Genomic DNA, 20,274 nt, shown 5'->3' with positions numbered 1-20,274 from the left:
GAGACAGAACTTCCTTCTACGTCACGCAACGGCGCGCGACAGGAGCCAGAGGACAATGCAGACCAAGCTGGACGAAGCCAAGGCCGAGCTGCTCGAAAGGGCCGCCCGGGTAGCTGAGAACAGCCCGGTCGGGGGGCACCTACCGACCGGGCCGACGAGCGAGGGCACCCCCGGCACCCCGGACAGCGAATCCGTGCTCGCGTTCCTCCAGCGCTACTACCTGCACACCGCGCCGGAAGACCTCGCCGACCGCGACCCGGTCGACGTCTTCGGCGCCGCGGTCTCGCACTACCGGCTCGCCGAGAGCCGCCCGCAGGGCACCGCCAACGTGCGCGCGCACACCCCGACCGTGGAAGAGAACGGGTGGACGTGCAGCCACACCGTCGTGGAGGTCGTCACCGACGACATGCCCTTCCTCGTGGACTCGGTCACCAACGAGCTGACGCGGCAGGGGCGTGGCATCCACGTCGTCATCCACCCGCAGTTCGTGGTCCGCCGGGACCTGACCGGCAAGCTGATCGAGGTGCTGCCGACCCCGCCGGTCGGCGGCGAACTCCCGCACGACGCGCACATCGAGTCCTGGATCCACGTCGAGATCGACCGGGAGACCGACCGCGCCGACCTGAAGCAGGTCTCGGCCGACCTGCTGCGCGTGCTGTCCGACGTGCGCGAGGCCGTCGAGGACTGGGAGAAGATGCGGGACGCGGCGATCCGGATCGCCGACGGCCTGGAGAGCGAGCCCGCCCCCGGCGACCTGCCCCGCCCCGAGGTGGCGGAGGCCCGCGAGCTGCTGCACTGGCTGGCCGCGGACCACTTCACCTTCCTCGGCTACCGCGAGTACCAGCTGCGCGACGACGACACGCTCGCCGCCGTGCCCGGCACCGGTCTCGGCATACTGCGCTCGGACCCGCACCACGCCAAGGAGGACCAGCACCCGGTCAGCCCCTCCTTCGAGCGCCTCCCGGCCGACGCCCGCGCCAAGGCCCGCGAGCACAAGCTGCTGGTGCTGACCAAGGCCAACAGCCGGGCCACCGTGCACCGGCCGTCGTACCTGGACTACATCGGCGTCAAGAAGTTCGACGCGGACGGCAACGTCGTCGGCGAGCGCCGCTTCCTCGGCCTGTTCTCCTCCGCCGCGTACACCGAGTCCGTGCGCCGGGTGCCGGTGATCCGCCGCAAGGTGGACGAGGTGCTGGCCCGGGCCGGCTTCTCGCCGCACAGCCACGATGGCCGCGACCTGCTCCAGATCATGGAGACCTACCCGCGCGACGAGCTGTTCCAGACGCCGGTCGCCGAGCTCCAGGCCATCGTCACCAGCGTGCTCTACCTCCAGGAGCGCCGCCGGCTGCGGCTGTACCTGCGCCAGGACGAGTACGGCCGCTACTACTCGGCCCTCGTCTACCTCCCGCGCGACCGCTACACCACCGGCGTGCGCCTGCGGATCATCGACATCCTGAAGGAGGAGCTGGGCGGCACCAGCGTCGACTTCACCGCCTGGAACACCGAGTCGATCCTCTCCCGGCTGCACTTCGTGGTCCGCGTCCCGCAGGGCACCGAGCTGCCCGAGCTGTCGGACGCCGACAAGGAGCGCATCGAGGCCCGCCTGGTCGAGGCGGCCCGCTCCTGGGCCGACGCGTTCGCCGAGGCGCTGACCGCCGAGTGCGGCGAGGAGCGCGCGGCCGAGGTGCTGCGCCGCTACAACCACGCCTTCCCGGAGGGCTACAAGGCCGACCACAGCCCGCGGGCCGCCGTCGCCGACCTGGTCCACCTGGAACAGCTGAGCGAGGACAAGGACTTCTCGCTGAGCCTGTACGAGCCGGTGGGCGCCGCGCCCGACGAGCGCCGGTTCAAGATCTACCAGAAGGGCGGCACGGTCTCGCTGTCCAAGGTGCTGCCGGTGCTGAGCCGGCTCGGCGTCGAGGTCACCGACGAGCGGCCGTACGAGATGCGCTGCGCCGACCGCACCACCGCCTGGATCTACGACTTCGGTCTGCGCATGCCGAAGTCGCTCGGCGGCGGCAACGGCGACTACCTGGGCGACGACGGCCGCGAGCGGTTCCAGGACGCGTTCGCCGCGACCTGGACCGGCAAGGCCGAGAACGACGGCTTCAACGCCCTCGTGCTCAGCGCCGGGCTGACCTGGCGGCAGGCCATGGTGCTGCGCGCCTACGCCAAGTACCTGCGGCAGGCCGGCTCGACCTTCTCGCAGGACTACATGGAGGACACCCTCCGCAACAACGTCCACACCACCCGGCTGCTGGTCTCCCTGTTCGAGGCCCGGATGTCCCCGGAGCGGCAGCAGGCCGGCGTGGAGATCACCGACGCCCTGCTGGAGGAGCTGGACGCGGCCCTGGAGCAGGTCGCCAGCCTGGACGAGGACCGCATCCTGCGGTCGTTCCTGACCGTCATCAAGGCGACCCTGCGCACGAACTTCTTCCAGGAGGGGCCGGGCGGCGAGCCGCACGACTACGTCTCCATGAAGTTCGACCCGCAGGCCATCCCGGACCTGCCCGCGCCGCGCCCGGCGTACGAGATCTGGGTGTACTCGCCGCGGGTGGAGGGCGTGCACCTGCGCTTCGGCAAGGTCGCGCGCGGCGGCCTGCGCTGGTCGGACCGGCGCGAGGACTTCCGTACGGAGATCCTCGGCCTGGTCAAGGCACAGATGGTGAAGAACACCGTGATCGTGCCGGTCGGCGCCAAGGGCGGCTTCGTCGCCAAGCAGCTGCCCGACCCGGGCGTGGACCGCGACGCCTGGCTGGCCGAGGGCATCGCCAGTTACAAGACGTTCATCTCGGCGCTGCTCGACATCACCGACAACATGGTGGCCGGCGAGGTCGTGCCGCCGCGGGAGGTGGTCCGGCACGACGGCGACGACACCTACCTGGTCGTCGCCGCCGACAAGGGCACCGCGACCTTCTCGGACATCGCCAACGACGTCGCCAACAGCTACGACTTCTGGCTCGGCGACGCCTTCGCCTCCGGCGGCTCGGCCGGCTACGACCACAAGGGCATGGGCATCACCGCGCGCGGCGCCTGGGAGTCGGTCAAGCGGCACTTCCGCGAGCTGGGCGTGGACACGCAGACCGAGGACTTCACGGTCGTCGGCATCGGCGACATGTCCGGTGACGTGTTCGGCAACGGCATGCTCCTGTCGGAGCACATCCGCCTGGTCGCCGCCTTCGACCACCGGCACATCTTCATCGACCCGAACCCGGACGCGGCCACCTCCTACGCCGAGCGGCGCCGCCTGTTCGAGCTGCCCCGCTCCAGCTGGGCCGACTACGACACGAGCCTGCTGTCGGCGGGCGGCGGGATCTTCCCGCGCACCGCCAAGTCGATCCCGCTCAACAGCCACATCCGCGAGGCCCTCGGCATCGACGGCAAGGTCGCCAAGATGACCCCGGCCGACCTGATGCGGACCATCCTCAAGGCGCCGGTGGACCTGCTGTGGAACGGCGGCATCGGCACGTACGTCAAGGCGTCCACGGAGTCCAACGCCGACGTCGGCGACAAGGCCAACGACGCCATCCGCGTGGACGGCCAGGACCTGCGGGCCAAGGTCGTCGGCGAGGGCGGCAACCTGGGCCTGACCCAGCTCGGCCGGATCGAGTTCGCCCGGCACGGCGGCAAGATCAACACCGACGCGATCGACAACAGCGCCGGTGTGGACACCTCCGACCACGAGGTGAACATCAAGATCCTGCTGAACGGCCTGGTCGCGGACGGCGACATGACCGTCAAGCAGCGCAACAAGCTGCTCGCCGAGATGACCGACGAGGTCGGCGCGCTGGTCCTGCGCAACAACTACGCGCAGAACACCGCCCTGGCCAACGCCCTGTTCCAGGCCAAGGACATGCTCCACGCCCAGCAGCGGTTCATCCGCCACCTGGTGCGCGAGGGCCACCTGGACCGGGCGCTGGAGTTCCTGCCGACCGACCGGCAGATCCGCGAGCGGCTGGGCCAGAGCCAGGGCCTGACCGGCCCGGAGACGGCCGTCGTCCTGGCGTACACGAAGATCACGGTGGCCGAGGAGCTGCTGCACACCTCGCTGCCGGACGACCCCTACCTGCGCGGTCTGCTGCACGCCTACTTCCCGACGGCCCTGCGCGAGCGGTTCGCCGACGCCATCGACCACCACCCGCTGCGCCGCGAGATCACCACCACCGTGCTGGTCAACGACACGGTCAACACGGGCGGTACGACGTATCTGCACCGGCTGCGCGAGGAGACCGGCGCCTCCCTGGAGGAGATCGTCCGCGCCCAGACCGCGGCCCGTGTGATCTTCTGCGCGGCACCGGTGTGGGACGCCGTCGAGGCACTGGACAACAAGGTCGACGCGGCCGTGCAGACCCGTATCCGGCTGCACTCGCGCCGCCTGGTCGAGCGGGGCACGCGCTGGCTGCTGAACAACCGGCCGCAGCCGCTCCAGCTCGCCGAGACGGTGGAGTTCTTCGCCGACCGGGTCGAGCGGGTCTGGCAGGAGCTGCCGAAGCTGCTGCGCGGCGCGGACCTGGAGTGGTACGAGCACGTGTACGACGAGCTGTCCGCGGTCGGCGTCCCGGACGAGCTGGCCACCCGCGTGGCCGGCTTCTCCTCCGCCTTCCCGGCGCTCGACATCGTCTCGGTGGCCGACCGCATGGGCAAGGAGCCGTTGGACGTCGCCGAGGTGTACTACGACCTCGCCGACCGGCTGGACATCACCCAGCTCATGGACCGCATCATCGAGCTGCCCCGCACCGACCGCTGGCAGTCGATGGCCCGCGCCTCCATCCGCGAGGACCTGTACGCGGCGCACGCGGCCCTCACCGCGGACATCCTCGCGGTGGGCAACGGCACCTCGACGCCGGAGCAGCGGTTCAAGGCGTGGGAGCAGAAGAACGCGGCGCTCCTGAGCCGGGCCCGCACCACGCTGGACGAGATCCGCGGCTCGGACTCCTTCGACCTCGCCAACCTGTCGGTGGCGATGCGCACCATGCGGACGCTGCTGCGCACGCACTCGTAGCTCCTTGGCGGTGAAAGGCGCCCGGGGCCCGTGGTGGCCCCGGGCGCCTTCCGTCCGTCCGGGGGCCTTTCCTCGCTCCGGGCGGCAGTGGCACGGGCGGCGGTAAGGTCGGTGGATCATGCACACCACGACATCCGACACCGAACCGGAGCAGCGCACGGCGGCGCCGCGCGGCCCGGCGGCCCGCGCCGGCCGGATATCGGCGCAGGGCGCCGCCGCACTGGTCCTGGTGCTGCTGCTCCTGGTCGTCGTCCGGCTGCCGTGGGCGGGCGACCTGGGCATGCACGCGGCCACGGTCGAGCGGCTGCGGCACAGCCTGCCGCATCCCGGCAACCCGCTGGTCGACGCCGATACGCCGAGCCCGTACTACTCGCCGTGGACGCTGCTGCTCGGCATCGTCGCCAAGGTGACGGGCCTGTCCGTCTTCGTGGTCCTGCGCCTGGCCGCGCTCGCCGGGCTGGCCCTGCTGGTGACGGGCGTCCACCGCTACGTCCGCACCCTCACCGCGCACCGCGCCGCCCCCGCCCTGGCCCTGCTGAGCCTGCTGTTCCTGTGGGGCCCGGCACTGTTCGCCTGGAGCGGCTTCCTCGGCCTGAACTCCCTGGCCCTGACGGTGTCGTACCCGAGCGTGTTCGCGCTCGGGCTCACCTTCCACTTCTGGGCATGGCTGACCCGGGCGGCGCGCGGGCCGGCCGGGTGGGGCGCGGGACCCGCGCTCGGGGCGCTGTGGGCGGGGATCCTGCTGTGCCATCAGTTCACCGGGGTGGTCGCGACGCTGGGCGCACTGGCCATGGTGGCAGCGGCCCGCCCGGCGCGTGCGACGCTGCTCCGCCTCGGCACCGGACCGCTCCTCGGCCTGCTGGTGCTGTGGCTCTGGCCGTACTACGACTTCTTCGCGCTGTTCTCCGCCGGCGGGGACCTGGAGGCGGTCCACCGGTCGCTGTACCGGGACCTGGCCGGGCGGTTCGGGTATGTGCTGCTCGGGGTGGTGGCGCTCGGGTTCCGGCTGCGCCGGGACCGCCGGGATCCGCTGGCCCTGTTCTTCCTGCTGGGCGTGGCGATGGCCGCGGCGGGCTGGCTGACCGGCCACTACTCCTGGGGCCGCGCCCTGCCCGCCGCGCTGATCCCGGCCCAGCTCGCCGCCGCCCTGGAGGCGGTGTCGGCGGGGCGGTGGGCGGCGCGCCGGGCATGGGCGTGCGTGCTGCTCGTGGCGCTGGTGGCGGGGGTGTGGACACAGGCCGGGACGCTCGGGTACGTGGTGCGCCGGGACGCGCTGCCCCAGGCGGTCGCGGTGAAGTACCGGGAGCCGTGGGCGGGGTACCAGTGGATCGTACGGGCCGGGGTGCGGTACGGCGATGTGGTGATGGCCCGCAGGTTCCCGGCCCGGCAGATCCCCGCGTACGGGCCGTACACCGTGGCGCCCGGGTATCCGGACGTGTTCCTGCCGGACGCGAAGCGGCGGGAGGCGGCGGTGGAGCGGTACTTCTCGGCGGCGACCGGGTCCGAGGAGCGGCGGGGGATCCTGCGCGAGTACGGGGCGCGGTGGGTGGTCGGGGGCGCCCCGGCACCGTGGCTTCACAAGACGGCCGTGGGGCCCCGTGGGCAGGTGCTGTACCGAGTGGTTCCCTGAGCCGGCGGCGTCCCGCCGGGGGCGCGGGAAACCACTCGGCCGGCCACGACGTACTCGCGGCCGGCCGGGAGGACGCGCACGACGGCGCCTCGCACGCGTCGCCTACTTCAGGACACTCGCCACCAGCCGCGCGGCACTCCGTAGGCGGGGGTGGGCGACCCGGCGGGCCATCGGGCGCAGGATCCGGGCCGTCGCCCCCACCGGCGCCCAGCGGATCTGCAGCCGCCCGGGGTTGCGGGGTTCCGGTTCGACGGTGACGGTGTGGTGCGGGACGCGGGCCGTGCGCGCGGGGAAGTCCGGCGGAGCGAGCAGCACGGACGAGTTGGCCAGGCCCTGGTGGTCCAGGCGGATCAGAGGGTGGCGGTAGCCGTCGAAGCCCTGGACGGGAAGGGACGCCGAGGCGAGGTCGAGGCGGACCGTGCCGGTGAAGACGCCGGGGCGCACCGGGTCCAGGCGGAACGGGACCGTCATCCGGCGCTTGCCGGGGGTGAGCAGGAGGGACGCGCGCTGGGGGCCGACGGGCAGGCGCAGGCCCGGGTCGTAGGTGCGGACCGTCAGGGTGAGGACCGCGCCGGGATCGTAGGCCAGGTCCGTGATCTCGTGGCGGAACTGGGCGGTCGAAAACGGCCGGGTGTCCAGCTCCAGTTCGGACAGGTCCAGTTCGCGGCGGGCCCGTTCCGTCGTCGGCGGCGTCTCGCCCCAGTACGGGACACCCGCGCCGTCGGTCGTCACCCGGCGCGGCGCCACCCCGTGCCCCAGCCCGCGCGCCGCAAGCCGTACCTCGTCCGTGCGTCCCTGCCGCAGCAGCTCCAGCACCACCCGCTCGGCCCGCGGCAGCCTGCCGTACGCCTCGGGGGACAGCGTGTCCAGGTACGGGTTCATGATCTCGGCGAAGGAGGCCAGCCACGCGTCGTCCCGGTAGGGCAGATCGCCGGCGTACATGCGGAAGTCGTGCTTGAGGAACTTGAAGTCCTTGTCCTCCCGCAGCCCCTCGTGCCCGCTGCTCAGCAGGAACTCGTCGATCAGCTGCTGGACGCGCACCCGGTCGCGGACGTTGGATATCCGGTCCCGCTGGTTGGATATGGAGGCGGAGGCCGCGGCGGCGAACGGCTCGATGTACCAGACGTACACCGGGTCCGGGACGATCGTGAACGCCTTCGCCAGGCAGTACGCCTGCGCCGAGAAGAGCTGGTCCTCGTAGTGGATGCCCTCGGGGAAGCGGAGCCGGTGGCGGTCGAGGAAGGCGCGCGTGTACATCTTGCTCGTCGCCAGGTGCTCGAAGAGCAGCCGGGGGTCCTCCTCGATGCCCTCCAGGGTGCGGCGCTCGGCGACCAGGTGGGGCATCCAGGTGGAGCGGCGTCCGTTGTCGACCCGGACCCGGCGCACCGCTCCCATGGTGAAGTCGACCTCGCGTTCCCGGTGCGCGGCGAGCAGCACCTCCACGGCGCGCGGCGGGAGTTCGTCGTCGCTGTCCAGGAACATCAGGTACGGCGCCCGGGAGATCTCGATGGCCCGGTTGCGCGGGGCGCTGCACCCGCCGCTGTTCTCCGGCAGCCGGATGGTGCGGATGCGGTCGTCCTCGGCCGCCAGCCGCCGGGCCACCTCGGGGGTGTCGTCGGTGGAGTGGTCGTCACTGATGACGATCTCGATGTCGGCGTGGGTCTGCGCGCGCACGGAGGCGACCGCGCGGGGCAGGCGGGCCGCGTCGTTGTGGACGATGATCGTGACCGTCACGTCGGGGCGGGTCATGCCGTGGCCTCCTCGGGCGTCGGGGCAGGGGTGCGCTGCTCGACAGGGAGGACCGGGGGCAGCGCCTCCTCCGGCTCGCCGAGGAACACCCGCCGTACGACCCGTTCGGCGGCGCGCCCGTCGTCGTACTCGCAGAACCGGTGCCGGAACGCCGCGCGTGCCTTGGCCGCGTTCTCGTCGCGCCAGGCGCCGGAGCGGAAGATCTCCGTCAGTTCCTCCTGGGTGCGGGCGACCTGGCCGGGGTGGTCGGCCATCAGGTCGAAGTAGACACCGCGGGTGGTGCGGTAGGTCTCCCAGTCGTCGGCGTAGATCACGATCGGCCGGTTCAGGTTGGCGTAGTCGAACATGATCGACGAGTAGTCGGTGACCAGGGCGTCGGCGGCCAGGCACAGCTCCTCGACGGGGTCGTAGACGGAGACGTCGATGATCCGGCCGGAGCGGCGCAGGCCGGTCAGCCGGGCGGCGGCGCCGCCGTAGAAGTAGTGGGCGCGCACCAGCAGGACGGTGTCGTCGCCGAGGCGGTCGGCGAGGGCGGCCAGGTCGAGGCGGGGGGTGAAGCCGGCCTCGTAGTCGCGGTGGGTGGGCGCGTACAGCACGGCCGTCTGCCCGGGGGCGATGCCGAGGCGCTCCCGGGCGGCGCGGACGTCGGCGGCGGTGGCCGTGTAGTAGACGTCGTTGCGCGGGTAGCCGTAGTCCAGCGAGGTGTAGCGGGACGGGTAGGCGCGCTCCCACATGCGGGTGGTGTGGCTGTTGGCGCTGAGGCTGTAGTCCCATTTGTCGACGCGGGCCATCAGCGCGGCGAAGTCCAGGCCCTGGGCGGCGGCCGGGTAGTCCCGCTGGTCCATGCCCATCCGCTTGAGCGGGGTGCCGTGGTGGGTCTGCAGATGGATCGCGTCGGGGCGTTTGACCATCGCGTTGGGGAAGTTGACGTTGTTCGTCAGGTACTTGGCGGTGGCCATGGTCTCCCAGTAGCGGCGGGAGCCGGGGATCACGTGGTCGGTGCCGGGCGGCAGCAGGGCCGCGTTCTTCTTGCTCACCGTCCACACGGGGCGTATGTGCGGGGCGAGTTCGCCGAGCTTGGCGGCGATCGCGGCCGGGTTGCAGGCCACTCCGCGGTTCCAGTAGGCCGCGAACACGGCGAGGTCGGGGTTGACCGGGCGGCTCAGCGCGCGCTGGTACTGCTGTTCGCGGACCTTGGTGCCCAGCTGCCGCTTGCGGGTGCGCAAGGTGGCGCGGGCGGCGCGGCGGGTGCGGTTGGCGGCCTGCAGCGCGCGGTACCGGGTGTAGGCGCCCTCTTCCAGCAGCGCGTGCCGTATGCCGTCCAGGCCGGCCGGGCGCTGGTGGTTCTCGGGGCGCCAGCGGACCGCGGCCAGCGAGGCGCGGCGGAAGAACTCGCGGGCCACCGCGTCGGGCAGGTCCTCGCGGGCGAAGGTGGTGACCAGGTCACGCACCATCAGGTCGTACAGCACCGCGCGGGGGGCGCGGCGGTCCCCGGCGAGCGGGAGCAGCCACTCGTAGCGGTCGATGAGCGCGAACCGGTCCTCGGGGGCGCGCGGCGGCAGGCTCTCCGGACGCGGCAGGCGGCGTTCGTACGCCGCCTGGGTCAGGCAGGCGACCCGGCCGGCGGCCAGCAGGGCGGCGTGGGCGGCGCGCGGCTCGTCGGCTTCGGTGTGCAGCTCCTCGTGGGCCCGCCAGAAAGCGGTGCGCAGGGCGCGGTTGCCGAGCAGCGGGGCGAGCCGAAGCAGGTCGGCGGCCTCGTCCAGGGGCCGGGCGGCCCGGCCGGCGGCGGCCAGCCGGCGGCCGTCGGGGGAGGGTCTGGTGGCGGCCTGCCAGTCGGTGCTGACGTGGTCGAACAGGAGCACGTCGACGGGGTCCGTGCCGTCCGCGGCGGCCGCGGCGTCCAGTTCGGCGGTCCGCTCGGCGATCAGCCGGGGACCGCCGGGCGGGAGGCCGTCCTTGGCGTGGACGAAGTGCAGCCAGTGGCCGGTGGCCCGGGCGGCACCGGCCGCGCGGGCCTCCGCGTCCTTTGTGCCGTCCGGCAGCGGTACGACGGTCGTCCCGGGCGCGTGGCTCTCGGCCGTCTCGCGCGCCCAGTCGCCGACGGCGGCGACGATCACCTCGGTGTCGGGTGGCGGATGGGCCGTCAGGGAGTCCAGTAGGTCCGTCAGATGCCCCTGGGCATTCGGCCCATAGACGATCAGGCTCAACTGGGGCATCGCGGTGGACTCCTTAGGCTGGTGATGGTCCGGCACATCTTCCACAACATCATGTAAGAGACATATAAAAGGGATACGTCGGTGACGACCCCGCCGGAAGGTCGCACCCTACGCCTTCGCGCCCGCCGGCTTCTTCTCGCCGGTGAAGGCCTCGTACTCCTTCATGACCTCCTCCGTGGGCCCGTCCATGCGCAGTTCGCCGCGCTCCAGCCAGAGGACCCGCTCGCAGGTGTCGCGGATCGACTTGTTGTTGTGGCTGACCAGGAACACCGTGCCGGCCCGCTGCCGCAGCTCCCGGATCCGCTCCTCCGAACGCCGCTGGAAGGAGCGGTCGCCGGTGGCCAGCGCCTCGTCGATGAGCAGGACGTCGTGGTCCTTGGCGGCCGCGATGGAGAAGCGCAGTCGCGCGGCCATGCCGGAAGAGTACGTGCGCATGGGCAGGGTGATGAAGTCGCCCTTCTCGTTGATGCCGGAGAAATCGACGATGTCCTGGTAGCGCTCCTTGATCTGCTCCCGGGACATGCCCATGGCCAGACCGCCGAGGAAGACGTTCCGCTCCCCGGTGAGGTCGTTCATCAGGGCCGCGTTCACGCCCAGCAGGGACGGCTGGCCGTCGGTGTAGATGTGTCCGCTCTCCACCGGGAGCAGGCCCGCGACCGCCTTCAACAGGGTCGATTTGCCCGAGCCGTTGGTGCCGATGAGTCCGATCGCCTCGCCCTTGTAGGCGACGAACGACACCTTCTTCACCGCGTGCACCCGGCGCACACCGGCCGCCTTCTCGGCCTGCCCCCGGCGCAGGATGCGGTTGAGGGCGGCGGTGGCCGAACCGCGGCCCGCGCCGGTGCCGTTGACCCGGTAGACGATGTCGACGCGGTCGGCGACGACGGTGGGAACCTTCTCGGAGGGGTGCTCAGCCACGACCGTACGTCTCCTCAGCCTTCCAGAAGTAGATGAAGCCGCCGACCCCGGCGAGCAGGGCCCAGCCGACCGCCGCCGCCCAGACGTGCGGGGGCAGTTGACCGGCGTCGAAGCTGTCGATCAGGGCGAAACGCATCAGGTCGATGTAGACGGCGGCCGGGTTGATCTGTAGCAGAACCGTGACGAGACGCGGCAGATCGTCGTGCTCGGCGATCTTGTCGATGCTCCACATCACGCCGGACACGTACATCCAGGTGCGCAGCACGAAGGGCATCAGCTGGGCGATGTCCGGGGTCTTGGCGCCCAGCCGCGCCATGATCATGGACACGCCCGCGTTGAAGGTGAACTGCAGGACGAGCGCCGGGACGGCCAGCAGCCAGGAGGCGGCGACCGGCACGCCGAAGCAGAGCAGGATGACGGCCAGCGCGCACATCGAGAACAGCAGCTGCTGGAGCTGCTGGAGGGCGAAGGAGATCGGCAGGGCGGCGCGCGGGAAGTGCAGGGCCCGCACCAGGCCGAGGTTGCCGGAGATCGCCCGGGTGCCCGCCATGACCGAGCTCTGCGTGAACGTCCAGACGAAGATGCCGGTGACCAGGAACGGCACGTAGTCCGGCACGTTCTGCTTGGTGCCGAGCAGCACGCCGAAGATGAAGTAGTAGACCGCCGCGTTCAGCAGCGGGGTCATGACCTGCCAGACCTGGCCGAGCTTCGCCTGGCTGTACTGCGCGGTGAGCTTGGCGGTGGCGAAGGCGCCGATGAAGTGGCGGCGGGCCCACAGCTGACGGACGTACTGCGGCAGGGAGGGGCGGGCGCCGCTGACCGACAAGCCGTGCCGGGCCGCGAGCGCCGCGAGATCGTCGCCGGCCGGGGCCCTGGTGGGGGGCGGTGCGTGGAGGACCTGGCTCACATCCGCTGCTTTCGCTCGGGGGAGGGGATGCCGCGCCCGGCTCGCGCCGGGAGCGCCGCGGTGCCCGTCGGCCGGCGTTTCCTTACGTTTCTCTTCACGTGCTCTTACGTCGGGACGGGACCGTATCGTCGCAACGTGAGCGTAGGTCAGCCCACGTCGGAACGCAACCGTTTCGTCGTCACGGCCTATGCTGTGCGGTATGACGACGAACGCCGCCTCCGCCGACGAGCCGCCGGCGCGTCCGCGCCGCCGGGCGCCCGCCGGGGCCGCCGTGCTCCGGGAGGACGTGACCGAGGCCATCCGGACGGCGGTCTTCGAGGAACTGGCCGCCGTCGGCTACGCCCGCGTGTCCATCGAGGGGGTCGCCCGCCGGGCCGGCGTCGGCAAGACGGCGGTGTACCGGCGCTGGCGGTCGAAGCTCCACCTGGTCCTGGACGTGGTCTCGGCGATGGCGGTGACCGGCTTCCCGGCGCCCGACACCGGCTCCCTGGAGGGCGACCTGCGCCTGCTGTACGAGGTCACGTCCCGCGCCCTGCGCCACCCGGTCGCGTCCCAGATCATCCCCGACCTCCAGGCCGAGGCGGCCCGCAACCCCGACCTCGCCCAGGCCTTCCGGAAGGCCCTGCGGGACGGCCAGGAGGGCGTGGCCAGCCGGATCGTGGTGGCGGCGGAAGAGCGGGGCGAACTGCGCGCCGGGGCCGACCCGGACCTGGCCCTCGACCTGATCTCCGGTCCCCTGTACTGGCGCTCGGTGGTGATCCGCGCCCCCAAGCCGCCGAAGGGCTACCTGGAGAAACTGGCACGGACCACGGCGGCGGCCCTCAGGGCGCTGTAACGGGCGCCGGCCGACGACGGGGACCGGCCCGGCCCCGCCGCGCGCCGGAGCCACGACCGGGAAGGCGCCGACCCGGCCACGCGCCCCGCGGCAGCGCACTTCGCCCTCCGGCGCGCCCGGCCGGATATACCGCGGCCCCGGTACGCGGGGGTGCGTGCCCGGGGCTGTGCGGGGGTGGGGCCGGTGTCAGGCCGCGAGGGTCTGGTGGAGGGCTTCCAGGCCCTCGCGGTAGATGCCGGTGAACAGGTCGACGACCTCGTCCTCGGTGGCGCCGGCCGGGTGGAAGCGGCCGGACCACTGGACCTCGGCGGCGTTGTCCTGACCGGGCACCGCGTGGACGCGGATCGTGGAGACGTAGCCGTCGACGGGGAACGGGGCCTGGAGGATGGTGTAGCTGTAGTGGCGCTCGGCGTCGTCGAAGCCGACGAGGCGCTCGATGATGACCTCGCCCTCGGGGTTCTTCAGCCGGCGTACCCGGCCGCCTTCGAGCGCGGTGCTCTCGGGGATGTAGGGGAGCCAGTCGGGCAGGGCGTCGAAGCCCCCGATGAGGCTCCAGACCTTGTCGGGCGAGGCGGGCACTATGCGGCTGACGGAGGTCGAGGCCACGGTCTTACTCCTCGTGCTGGGGTGGGGCAGGGGGGCAGGCGGCGTCGGGCAGCGGGGCGGCGGCGCTTACCAGGCCGGCGGCGCGCAGGTCGTGCCAGAAGGCGGCCGGGATGTCCTCGTTCAGGGCGGAGACGTCCTCGGCGATCCGGCTCGGGCGGGTGGCGCCCGGGATGACCGCGGCGGAGACCGGGTGGGCGAGGGAGAACTGCAGCGCGGCGGCCTTGATGCCGATGCCGTGCTTCTCGGCGAGGGCCTTGAGCCTGCCGACGCGCTCGACGATCTCCGGCGGGGCCTGCTGGTACTCGAAGTGGCTGCCTCCGGCGAGGATGCCGGAGCTGTAGGGACCGCCGACGATCATGTCGACGCCCTGCTCCTGGGCCATGGGCAGCAGCCGCTGCAGAGCGTGCTCGTGGTCGAGGAGGGTGTAACGGCCGGCGAGGAGGAAGCCGTCGGGCCGCGGCTCGTCCAGGGCGAGGGTCAGTTCGATGGGCTCGGTCTTGTTGACGCCCAGGCCCCACGCCTTGATGACTCCCTCGTCGCGCAGGCGGGAGAGCACGCGGAAGGCTCCGGTGCGGGCTTCTTCGAACTTGCCGATCCAGGCGTCGCCGTGGAAGTCCTGGGCGATGTCGTGCACCCAGACGATATCGAGCCGGTCGACGCCCAGGCGCTTCAGGCTGCCCTCGATGGAGCGCTCGGTGGCGTCGGCGGTCCACTCGTGGAGGATCTTGTTGGGGTTGCCGTGCTCGAAGAGGCCGCCCTTCTCGCCGAAGTCGGGGACGTCGGTCTCCGGCTCGTCGAGGATGACCCGGCCCACCTTGGTGGACAGCACGTAGGCGTCGCGGGGCTTGGTGGACAGGACCTGGCCCAGGCGCTCCTCGGCGAGGCCGGCGCCGTAGAAGGGGGCGGTGTCGTAGTAGCGGATGCCCTGGTCCCAGGCGGCCTCGACGGTGGCGCGGGCCTCCTCGTCGGGGATCGCGCGGAACATGTTGCCCAGCGGGGCGGTGCCGAAGCCGAGCCGGCCGGGAAGGAGGTTCTTCAGTGACATGGTGATGCCTTCTCGATCGGTGTCTGCGCGCCGGGGCCGCCCTGGCGCCGGGTGCGCGGCCGCACCCGCCGGAGCGGTTGCGTGGCCCAGTTAATTGCAGACGCGCTTTAACTGCTGACGACAATAATTGCAGGCGCGGGGTAATGCAAATGGGGGCCCGGGTGAAGGGTGCCCGCGTGAAGGGTGCCCCCCTACGACGCGCTCAGTGCCCGGTCCGGGAGGCGGTCGGAGTCGGGCCGGGGCCGTGTCGTGGGCCCGGTCTCGCCGGCCGGCGGGCGCGCGGAGCGCCACAGCCGTACGAAGGACAGCACGGCGGCGGTCGTCAGCAGCCCGTTGCGGGCCAGCATCAGCAGGCAGCCCGCCCAGGTGCCGTCGATCACCTCGCGGTAGTACATCGGGAACGCCACCGTGCTCAGCGCGGACGCCGCCAGGACGAGTACCGCCACCGCCCGCTGGCCGGTGTGCCGCGAGGTCAGGCAGACGGCGGCCAGCCCGATCAGCCAGATCATGTACTGCGGGCTGATCACCCGGCTGGTGACCGTGAACAGCAGCACCGCGCTCAGCGCCGCGTCGAACGGCGTCGCCTCGCTGAAGCGCCGCGCCCGCACCCGCCACAGCACCAGCAGCCCGAAGGAGAGCAGGGTCAGCGTGAGGGAGGCGACGGCAACCGCGCGTACGTACGGGCCGACCAGCTCCACCGCGCCGTACTGGTAGCGGGACCGGCCGGACCAGCCGAAGTGCCGGGCCAGATTGAGCGCCGTACCGCCGAGCGACTCGATCTGCACGCCCCGGCCGCCCTGCTCCCGCAGGAAGGACAAGGGGTGGGTGAAGAAGACCGCGAGCACGGCCAGGCAGCCCGCCCCGGTCCACGCCGCCGACAGCCACGCCGTGCGCGTCGGCCGGCCCCGGGGCGTGCCCAGCAGCACCAGCGCCGGCCACACCTTCACCAGCGCGCCCAGCGCCGCGAACACGCCGCCCGCGCGCGGGGAGCGGGCCGTGGCCAGCAGGGACAGCACGGCCAGGCCGGTGACCTGGACGTCGTAGCGGGCCAGCGGCAGGTGCAGCAGCAGCGGCAGGCCGCCGGTCCACAGGGCCGCGCCGAGCAGGCTGCGGCCGGGCCGGCCGCCGGCGCGCAGCAGCGCCGCCACGGTCAGCGCGTCCACGGCCAGGGTGAGCAGCACGAACGCCTGGAAGTAGGTCAGGCCCGGCAGCAGACCCGGCGCCAGCAGCACCGCACCCGCGCCCGGCGGGTACTGCCACAGCGTGTCGTGCACCGGGAAGGAGCCGTGCGCGAGCACGCCGTACCAGTGGAAGTACAGCCGCCACACCTCCCGGGTCACCGCGCCCCCGCCCAGCAGCCGGGGGCCGCTGTGCGCGGTCAGCCACAGCATCAGGGCACGGGTGAGGACCCACAGGGCGGCGAGGGTGACGATCGGTCCGGGGGTGACACGGAGACGGTTCATCACATGGGAGCCTAAGCGGTGCGGATGGTGTATCCATGCTGATACGCCGTCAAAGGCCGCAAATATTGGCTAATCGCAAGAGATCGGGCCATGGTGAACGTCGGGCTTCCTGTGAAACCGCGATCGCGTCGAGCGGCCGGCACGCCCACGGGCGCACCGACCGGTACAACGAGCCGGCCACCCGACCGGGAACGGCTGCGGCGGGCCGCCGCCTGGGCCGTGCCCGCGCTGGTGATGCTGGTCCTCGGGCTGTGGCGGCTGGACCGGGGCGGCATGTGGCGCGACGAGGCCGTCAGCTTCCAGGTGGGACGCCGTACGGTGCCCCAGATCTGGCATCTGCTGCACGATGTGGACGCGGTGCACGGCCTGTACTACCTGCTGCTGCACGCCGTTCTCGCCGTCCACCCCGGCGAGGTCGTGCTGCGGCTGCCGTCGGTGTGCGCGGCGGCCGGTACGGCGGCGCTGGTGGCCGCGCTCGGCAGCCGGCTGGTCCGGCCGCGGGCCGGACTGTGGGCCGGACTGCTCTACGCCGTCACACCGATGGCCGGGCACTACGCGCAGGAGGGCCGCTCCTACGCCCTGGTCGCGGCCGGTGCCACCGCGGCGACCCTGCTGTTCGTCCGCGCCGTGCCGAGCGGCTCCTGGTGGCCCTACGGCGTGGTCCTCGCCCTCACCTGCTGGCTGCACGAGTTCGCCGTGCTGCTGCTGCTCGCCCACGCGGTGTCGCTGGCGCTGGCCCGGGCCGGGGGGCGGGTGTGGCGGGGCTGGGGGTGCGCGGCGGCGGCGGTCGTCCTCGCGCTGCTGCCGATGGTGCTGGTGTCGCGGGGCCAGTCGGCGCAGCTGGCGTGGCTGCGGGCGCCCACGGCGGAGACGGCCGGGGGGCTGCTGCGGAAGTTCCTGGGACCGGCCGACTCGGTGTACTGGGTGTGTGTCGCGCTCGCTTGCCTGGGGCTGCTGCGACTGGTCGGACGGCGGGGGGAGTTGACGTGTGCGGGGGTGGCGCTGCCGGTGGCGGTGGTGCCGCCGCTGGTGCTGATGCTGGTGTCCCAGGCGTCGCCGTTGTACGTCGACCGGTATGTGCTCTACGCCCTGTCGGGGGCGCCGTTGCTGGTGGCCTGCGGGGCGGAGCGGGTGGCGGGGGCGGTGGAGCGGCTGCGGCCGGGGGGCCGGGGGGCGCGGTGCCGCCTCCCGGACTCCCGCGCCCTCGCCCTGCTCGGGGTCGCCGCCGTCGCGCTCTCGGTGTTCCACCAGTTCCCCCTCCTCCGGGCGGACCGCGAGCCCGGTGCCCGGGCGGACGACCTGGGGGCCGTCTCCCGGGCCGCCGGGCGCCGGCTGGGGGAGGGGGACGCCGTGATGTTCGTGCCGGCGGCCATGCGGAACGTGGCGCTCACCTATCCCCGGCCGTTCCGTGGGACCCGGGACGTGCTGCGGGTGGCGGGGGCGGCAAAGTCCGGGACGCTGTACGGGCGCGAGGCCGGCGTGGCGGAGCTGCGCCGCAGGCTGGCGCGGCTGGACCGGGTGTGGGTCGTCGGGGACCGCCGGCTGCTCGGCGCCCGCTGGGTGCCGCGCGACCCCGTGGAGCGGGCGAAGGTGACCGTGCTCTGGCAGCAGTTCGCCGGCCGTGAGGAGACCGTGCGGGGCGTGGCGACCGTACGGCTCTACGTCCGCCCGGTCAGCGGGTGGCCTCCGTCCGCGCCGCCGCGTCCAGGGCGGCGGTGAGCCGGTCGAGCCGCTCGCGCAGCTCCCCGATCTCCGCCGGGTCGAAGCCGGTGGCCGACATGATCCGGCGCGGCACCTCGAAGGCCCGCTCGCGCAGCGCCGCGCCCTCCCCGGTGAGCCGGACGAGGACCGACCGCTCGTCCTCGGCGCTGCGCTCGCGCCGTACCAGGCCGGCCGCCTCCAGCCGCTTGACCAGCGGGGACAGCGTGCCGGAGTCGAGCCGCAGCCGCTCGCCGAGCTTCTTGACGGGCAGGTCGCCCTCCTCCCACAGCACCAGCATCACCAGGTACTGGGGATAGGTGAGCCCGAGGTCGGCGAGGAGGGGGCGGTAGACGCCGTTGAAGGCGCGGGACGCGGCGTGCAGGGAGAAGCAGATCTGGCGGTCCAGGCGGAGCCACTCCGGTTCGGTCATGCCACCAGGGTAGCTCTGGGCGACATTTAGTTGTGCACAATTTAGTTGTGTGCTCTACTTATGGCCGTAACGAACTCCCGCATCCGAGAGGGATGGTCTCCATGGACGCGCTCTACACCGCCGTCGCCACCGCGACCCACGGCCGCGAGGGCCGTGCCGTCTCCTCCGACGGCCGGATCGACCTCGCCCTGGCGATGCCGGTCGAGCTGGGCGGCGACGGTCAGGGCAGCAACCCCGAGCAGCTCTTCGCCGCCGGGTACGCCGCCTGCTTCGGCAGCGCCCTCGGCCTGGTCGGCCGTCAGGCGAAGGTCGACGTCAGCGACGCCGCCGTGACCGCCGAGGTGGGCATAGGCAAGCAGGGCGAGGGCTTCGGGCTGAAGGTCACCCTGCGCATCGAACTGCCCGACACGGTGGACGAGGCGACCGGCCGCGAGCTGGTCGAGACCGCCCACCAGGTCTGCCCGTACTCCAACGCCACCCGCGGCAACATCGACGTCGACCTCGTCATCGAGTAACCGGGCAACCGCGTGACCGGGTGAGCGGGTGAGCGGGCAGCCGGGTGCTCCGCTACGCCGGGGACAGCGCGTCCCGGGACCCGGACTGGCCCGGGACCCGGGACGCCGGGCCGGACATCGGCTCGCCCAGCAGCAGGGTCCGCACCACCCGCTCGGCGGCCCGCCCGTCCTCGAACTCGCAGAACCGGGCCCGGAACGCCGCGCGCAGCCGCGCCGACTCCTCATCCCGCCAGCCCTCCGAGCCGAACAGCCCGGACAGTTCCCGGCAGGTGCGGGTGACATGGCCCGGCGGCTCGGCGGTGATGTCGAGATAGGTGCCCCGGCTCGCGGTGAACGCGGGCCAGTCGTCGGCGTGGATCACGATCGGCCGGTCCAGGACGGCGTAGTCGAACATGAGGGACGAGTAGTCGGTGACCAGCGCGTCCGCCGCGAGCAGGACGTCCGCCAGGTGCGGTTCGTCGGTGGCGTCGACCACGATCCGGCGCCGGGCCAGTTCCGCCAGGCCCATGCCCCGCGCGGGCCCGTTCGCCAGCGACGGGTGCAGCCGGACCACGAGCGTGTACCCCTCGCCGAGATCGGCCGCGAAGCGGGCCAGGTCGATCCGGTCCACGTGCCCGCCGCGGCGGTAGTCCCGGCGGGTCGGCGCGTACAGCACCACCGTGTGGTCCGCCGGGATGCCGTGCCGCTCCCGGAAACCGCCGGACCCGCCGCGCACCAGCACGTCGTTGCGCGGGCTGCCGGTGCGCACCGAGGTGAAGTGGCAGGGGTAGGCCCGCTCCCACACCAGCTCGGCGTGGCGGCTGGCGACCAGGCTGTAGTCCCAGCGGTCGGCCCGGCGCAGCATCCGCGGTACGTCGAAGCCGAGCCGGGCACCGGGCTTGTCCCGCAGATCGGCGCCCAGGTACTTCAGCGGGGTGCCCTGGTGGGTGTGGATGTGCACGCTGCCGGGCCGCTTGGCCAGGGTGCCGGGCCAGTTCACGTCGTTGACGAAGAACTTCGCGCGCGCGGTGACCTCCCGGTAGCGCCGCGAGCCGACGATCACGTGCTCCACCCCGTCCGGCAGCCCCGCCGCCGTCTCCTGGTCCCGCACCACCCACACCCCGCGCAGGTGCGGCGCGAACTCGCGGGCCGCGTGGTAGACCGCCGCCGGATCGCCGAGCACGCCCCGGTGCGAGGACGCCGAGTACACCACGAGGCCCTCGTCCAGCGGGCGGCGGGCGTGCAGCGCGGCCCAGCCGGCGCCGGCCCGCGCGGCGG

At 72.6% G+C, this 20,274-nt stretch carries 14 protein-coding genes; 5 read left to right on the top strand and 9 right to left on the bottom strand.

Annotation, left to right across the window (positions count from 1 at the left end; genetic code table 11):
- Nucleotides 1-55: 55 nt before the first annotated feature.
- A complete protein-coding gene (locus ABD350_RS34685; RefSeq protein ID WP_344353061.1) occupies nt 56-5,002 on the top strand; it encodes an NAD-glutamate dehydrogenase in 4,947 nt (1,648 codons plus the stop codon).
- A 118-nt stretch (nt 5,003-5,120) separates the two neighbouring features.
- Nucleotides 5,121-6,632, top strand: coding sequence for a hypothetical protein (locus ABD350_RS34680; protein WP_344353060.1), 1,512 nt, complete (start codon nt 5,121-5,123; stop codon nt 6,630-6,632).
- 102 nt (nt 6,633-6,734) lie between these two features.
- Here ABD350_RS34680 and ABD350_RS34675 read toward each other — a convergent pair whose 3' ends face one another.
- From ABD350_RS34675 to ABD350_RS34660, 4 genes are all read right to left on the bottom strand, one after another.
- Nucleotides 6,735-8,381 (bottom strand): glycosyltransferase family 2 protein, encoded by a 1,647-nt coding sequence (locus tag ABD350_RS34675; protein WP_344353059.1) that lies wholly within the window; start codon nt 8,379-8,381, stop codon nt 6,735-6,737.
- A complete protein-coding gene (locus ABD350_RS34670) occupies nt 8,378-10,597 on the bottom strand; it encodes a CDP-glycerol glycerophosphotransferase family protein (RefSeq protein ID WP_344353058.1) in 2,220 nt (739 codons plus the stop codon). The genes ABD350_RS34675 and ABD350_RS34670 overlap by 4 nt, the downstream gene beginning before the upstream one ends.
- A gap of 108 nt (nt 10,598-10,705) precedes the next feature.
- Nucleotides 10,706-11,515, bottom strand: coding sequence for an ABC transporter ATP-binding protein (locus tag ABD350_RS34665; protein ID WP_344353057.1), 810 nt, complete (start codon nt 11,513-11,515; stop codon nt 10,706-10,708).
- Nucleotides 11,508-12,422, bottom strand: coding sequence for an ABC transporter permease (locus ABD350_RS34660; RefSeq protein ID WP_344353056.1), 915 nt, complete (start codon nt 12,420-12,422; stop codon nt 11,508-11,510). The genes ABD350_RS34665 and ABD350_RS34660 overlap by 8 nt, the downstream gene beginning before the upstream one ends.
- Before the next feature lie 199 nt (nt 12,423-12,621).
- Between ABD350_RS34660 and ABD350_RS34655 the strand changes: the two genes are divergently transcribed.
- Complete coding sequence (locus tag ABD350_RS34655; RefSeq protein ID WP_344353055.1) at nt 12,622-13,257, top strand: TetR/AcrR family transcriptional regulator; 636 nt, start codon at nt 12,622-12,624, stop codon at nt 13,255-13,257.
- Between the two features lie 186 nt (nt 13,258-13,443).
- On the opposite strand, the gene ABD350_RS34650 is transcribed toward ABD350_RS34655, so the two are convergent.
- The 3 genes from ABD350_RS34650 to ABD350_RS34640 form a co-directional block, all read right to left on the bottom strand.
- A complete protein-coding gene (locus ABD350_RS34650; protein WP_344353054.1) occupies nt 13,444-13,863 on the bottom strand; it encodes an SRPBCC family protein in 420 nt (139 codons plus the stop codon).
- Between the two features lie 4 nt (nt 13,864-13,867).
- Entirely contained in the window at nt 13,868-14,908 is a 1,041-nt protein-coding gene (locus tag ABD350_RS34645; RefSeq protein WP_344353053.1) for an aldo/keto reductase, read from the bottom strand.
- A 191-nt stretch (nt 14,909-15,099) separates the two neighbouring features.
- A complete protein-coding gene (locus tag ABD350_RS34640; RefSeq protein ID WP_344353052.1) occupies nt 15,100-16,371 on the bottom strand; it encodes a glycosyltransferase 87 family protein in 1,272 nt (423 codons plus the stop codon).
- A gap of 234 nt (nt 16,372-16,605) precedes the next feature.
- Between ABD350_RS34640 and ABD350_RS34635 the strand changes: the two genes are divergently transcribed.
- Nucleotides 16,606-18,090 (top strand): glycosyltransferase family 39 protein, encoded by a 1,485-nt coding sequence (locus tag ABD350_RS34635; RefSeq protein ID WP_425584214.1) that lies wholly within the window; start codon nt 16,606-16,608, stop codon nt 18,088-18,090.
- Here ABD350_RS34635 and ABD350_RS34630 read toward each other — a convergent pair.
- Nucleotides 18,044-18,502: a MarR family winged helix-turn-helix transcriptional regulator gene (locus ABD350_RS34630; protein ID WP_344353050.1), complete on the bottom strand. Its 459-nt coding sequence runs from the start codon at nt 18,500-18,502 to the stop codon at nt 18,044-18,046. The two genes, ABD350_RS34635 and ABD350_RS34630, sit on opposite strands and share 47 nt — an antisense overlap.
- A 101-nt stretch (nt 18,503-18,603) precedes the next feature.
- Between ABD350_RS34630 and ABD350_RS34625 the strand changes: the two genes are divergently transcribed.
- Nucleotides 18,604-19,017, top strand: coding sequence for an organic hydroperoxide resistance protein (locus ABD350_RS34625; protein ID WP_344353049.1), 414 nt, complete (start codon nt 18,604-18,606; stop codon nt 19,015-19,017).
- Nucleotides 19,018-19,069: 52 nt separating this feature from the next.
- Here ABD350_RS34625 and ABD350_RS34620 read toward each other — a convergent pair.
- A partial coding sequence (locus ABD350_RS34620) for a CDP-glycerol glycerophosphotransferase family protein (protein ID WP_344353048.1) occupies nt 19,070-20,274 on the bottom strand: 1,205 nt, incomplete at its 5' end.

It is taken from the genome of Streptomyces nogalater (genome assembly GCF_039532885.1).
Lineage (GTDB): Bacteria > Actinomycetota > Actinomycetes > Streptomycetales > Streptomycetaceae > Streptomyces > Streptomyces nogalater.
The sequence above is the reverse complement of the archived record's forward strand: the minus strand, read 5'-3'. Positions and strand labels throughout refer to the sequence as shown.